The 3,109-nt window shown below is 70.9% G+C and carries 3 protein-coding genes; all 3 read left to right on the top strand.

Annotated features, from left to right (window positions below):
• The first annotated feature begins 134 nt into the window (after positions 1 to 134).
• The gene (locus tag AC1D2K_RS32660) at positions 135 to 1,043 is read left to right on the top strand and encodes a tripartite tricarboxylate transporter substrate binding protein (RefSeq protein ID WP_478094330.1); all 909 of its coding nucleotides are present in this window, start codon (positions 135 to 137) and stop codon (positions 1,041 to 1,043) included.
• Positions 1,043 to 1,837 carry an oxepin-CoA hydrolase, alternative type gene (locus AC1D2K_RS32655; RefSeq protein WP_478094328.1) on the top strand — a complete coding sequence of 265 codons (795 nt, stop codon included), beginning with the start codon at positions 1,043 to 1,045 and terminating at the stop codon, positions 1,835 to 1,837. The genes AC1D2K_RS32660 and AC1D2K_RS32655 overlap by 1 nt, the downstream gene beginning before the upstream one ends.
• A gap of 18 nt (positions 1,838 to 1,855) precedes the next feature.
• Positions 1,856 to 3,109, top strand: a 1,254-nt coding sequence (locus AC1D2K_RS32650; RefSeq protein WP_478094326.1) for an acetate--CoA ligase family protein, incomplete at its 3' end; no start/stop codon positions are given.

Genomic DNA, 3,109 nt, shown 5'->3' with positions numbered 1-3,109 from the left:
GGCGGCCCGGCGCCGGCCTGGTTTTCTCACCCAAGGAGGCTCTCGTGAATACCCAGGATATCGCTCCCCCCGTCGCGCCGCTCACCCGTCGCCAGTGGCTGGCCGGCGCCGCCGCCGCCATCGCCTGGCCGGCGATGGCGCAGCAGGCCTATCCGGTCCGGCCGGTGCGTTTCGTCGTGCCTTTTCCTCCCGGCGGCCCGGTCGACACGACGGCCCGCACGGTCGCGCTCAAGCTGTCCGAGATCTGGGGCCAGCAGGCCATCGTCGACAACCGCGCGGGCGCGGGCGGCATCGTCGGCGCCGAGATCGCGGCCAAGTCACCGGCCGACGGCTACAACCTGCTGGTGTGCAGCATCCACCACGCGGTGCTGCCGAGCCTGAAGCCCAAGCTGCCCTACGACATCGAGCGCGACTTCGTGCCGGTGAGCTTCGGTGCCATGTTTCCGGTGGTGCTGGTCGCGCATCCGGCGGTGCCGGTGCGCAACGTCGCCGACCTCATCGCATTGGACAAGGCGACGCCGGGCAAGCTGAGCTTCGGATCCTCGGGCAGTGGCGGTGGCACGCACCTGGCCGGCGAGCTGTTCAACATGCAGGCCGGCACCCGGTTGCTGCATGTGCCCTACAAGGGCAGCGCACCCGCCATGACCGATCTGCTCGGCGGGCAGGTGCAATTCATGTTCAGCGATGCGCCCACGGCCCTGCCGCAGATCAAGGCCGGCAAGGTGCGCGCCATCGCGGTGGCGAGCGCGCGCCGTTCGGTGCTGCTGCCCGACGTGCCGACCGTGGCCGAATCCGGACTGCCTGGCTACGAGGCGTACTCGTGGGCRGCGTTCGTGGCGCCGGCCGGCACGCCGAAAGACATCGTTCAGCGCCTCAGTGCCGACCTGAACAAGGCGCTCGACGATCCGCAGGTCAAGCAGCGACTGCACGAGGTCGGTGCCGAAGCCATGCCGAGCACGCCGCAGGCCTTCGGGAAGATGCTCCACGCGGAGATCGACAAGTGGACGCGCGTGGTCCGCACCGCCAACATCCAGGTGGACTGATGAGCGCACAGGACCTCGACCCCGGCCCGCGCCTGCTGTCCCGGCGCGATGGCCCGGTGCTCGTGCTGACCCTGAGCAACCCGGCCGCGCGCAACGCGATGCATCCGTCGCTTTATCGCGCGGCGGCCGAACTCATGCGCGAGGCCGCGGGCGATCGCCAGATCCGCGCCATCGTGCTGGCCGGCGAGGGCGATCATTTCTGCGGCGGCGGCGACCTGAAGCGACTGGCCGACCAGCGCCGCCGGCCGCGCGAGGAACAGCTCGGGCACCTCGATGCGCTGCACGACTGGGTGATGGCGATGCAGGATGCGCCGCAGCCGGTGATCGCCGCGGTCGAGGGCGCGGCGGCCGGCGGCGGCTTTTCGTTGTGCCTGGGCTGCGACCTGATCGTCGCCGCCGAGGATGCGAAATTCGTGATGTCGTACGTCAAGGTGGCCCTGTCGCCCGACGGCGGCGGCTCCGATTCGCTGGCCCGCGCCTTGCCGCCGCAGGCGGCGCTCGAACTGCTGCTCGACGGCGGCGTCTGCAGCCCCGAGCGGCTGCATGCGCTGGGCGTGGTCAACCGGCTGGTGCCGCACGGCCAGGCGCTCGAAACGGCGCTGGCCTGGGCGCATCGGCTGGCTGCCGGCCCCTTCGACGCCCAGGCGCGCATCAAGCAGCTGGTGCACGCCGCGCGCGGACGCTCGCGCCGGGCGCAGCTCGACGCCGAGCGCGATGCCTTCGTCGAGAGCCTCTACAGCGAGGACTGCGGCGATGGCATCGCCGCCTTCCTTTCGGCCCGCCATCGCGGGTAGCCCCTTTCCTGGAAAACCATGTCCGATCTGCTCGAATCCGCCCTCAATCCCCAATCGGTCGCGGTCATTGGCGCCTCCGAGAACATCCACAAGATCGGCGGCCGACCGATCTACTACATGCAGCGGCACGGTTTTCGCGGGCGCATCTACCCGATCAACCCGGCAYGCCAGGAGGTGCAGGGCCTCGAGAGCTACAGCTCGCTGGCGGCGCTGCCCGAGGTGCCCGACCTGGCGCTGGTGATCGTTGGCGGCGACAAGGCCGTGGCCGCGGTCGACGAATGCGCCGCGCGTGGCGTCAAGTCCGCGGTGGTGATCGCCTCCGGCTTCGGCGAGGCGGGTGCAGAGGGCCGGGCGGTGCAGCAGGCCATGGCCGACCGGGCGCGGGCCGCGGGCATGCGGCTCTACGGCCCCAACACCCAGGGGCTGGCGAATTTCGGCAATGGCGCCATCGCCGGATTCTCGACCCTGTTCGTCGAGGTACCGCCGGCCGACGGGCCGATCGGCATCGTGAGCCAGAGCGGCGGCATGAGCGCCATGGCCTACGGCCTGCTGCGCGGGCGCGGCCTGGGCGTTCGCCATGTGCATGCCACCGGCAACGAGGCCGACGTCACCGTGTCCGACCTCGCCTGGGCCGTCGCCCACGATCCGGAAGTGAAGTTGCTGCTGCTCTATCTGGAGACCATCGCCAACCCCGGGATGCTGGCCCGCACCGCAGCCTATGCGCGCGAGCGCGACCTGCCGATCGTCGCCGTGAAGGCCGGGCGCTCCGAAAGCGGGCAGAAGGCAGCGTCGTCGCACACCGGTTCGCTGGCCAACGAAGACCGCGCGGTCGATGCCTTCTTCAAGCACCACGGCATCTGGCGCGTGCGCGACCCGCATGCGCAGGCGCTGGCGGCCGAGGCCTATCTCAAGGGCTGGCGGCCCGAAGGCCGGCGGCTGGTGGTGATCAGCAACTCGGGCGCGAGCTGCGTGATGGGCGCGGACGCTTCCGAGGAGTTGGGCCTTCCGCTGGCGGAATTGTCGCCGCAGACGCGCCAGGACGTGGCCGACAGGCTGCCGGGCTTCGCGACCGCCAGCAACCCGATCGACATCACGGCGGCACTGCTGTCCAACAGCGGCCTGTTCGGCGACGTGCTGCCGGCGGTGGCGCAGGACCCGGCGGCCGACCTGTTCTTCATCCACATTCCGGTGGCCGGGGCCGGCTACGACGTGGAAGCCTTCGCCGCCGACACGGCCAGGTTCGAGGCCGGCACCGGGAAGCCGGTGGTGGTC

The sequence above is a fragment of the Variovorax sp. P1_H12_2 genome (assembly GCF_056405335.1).
This window is presented reverse-complemented; position numbering and strand designations above follow the sequence as displayed.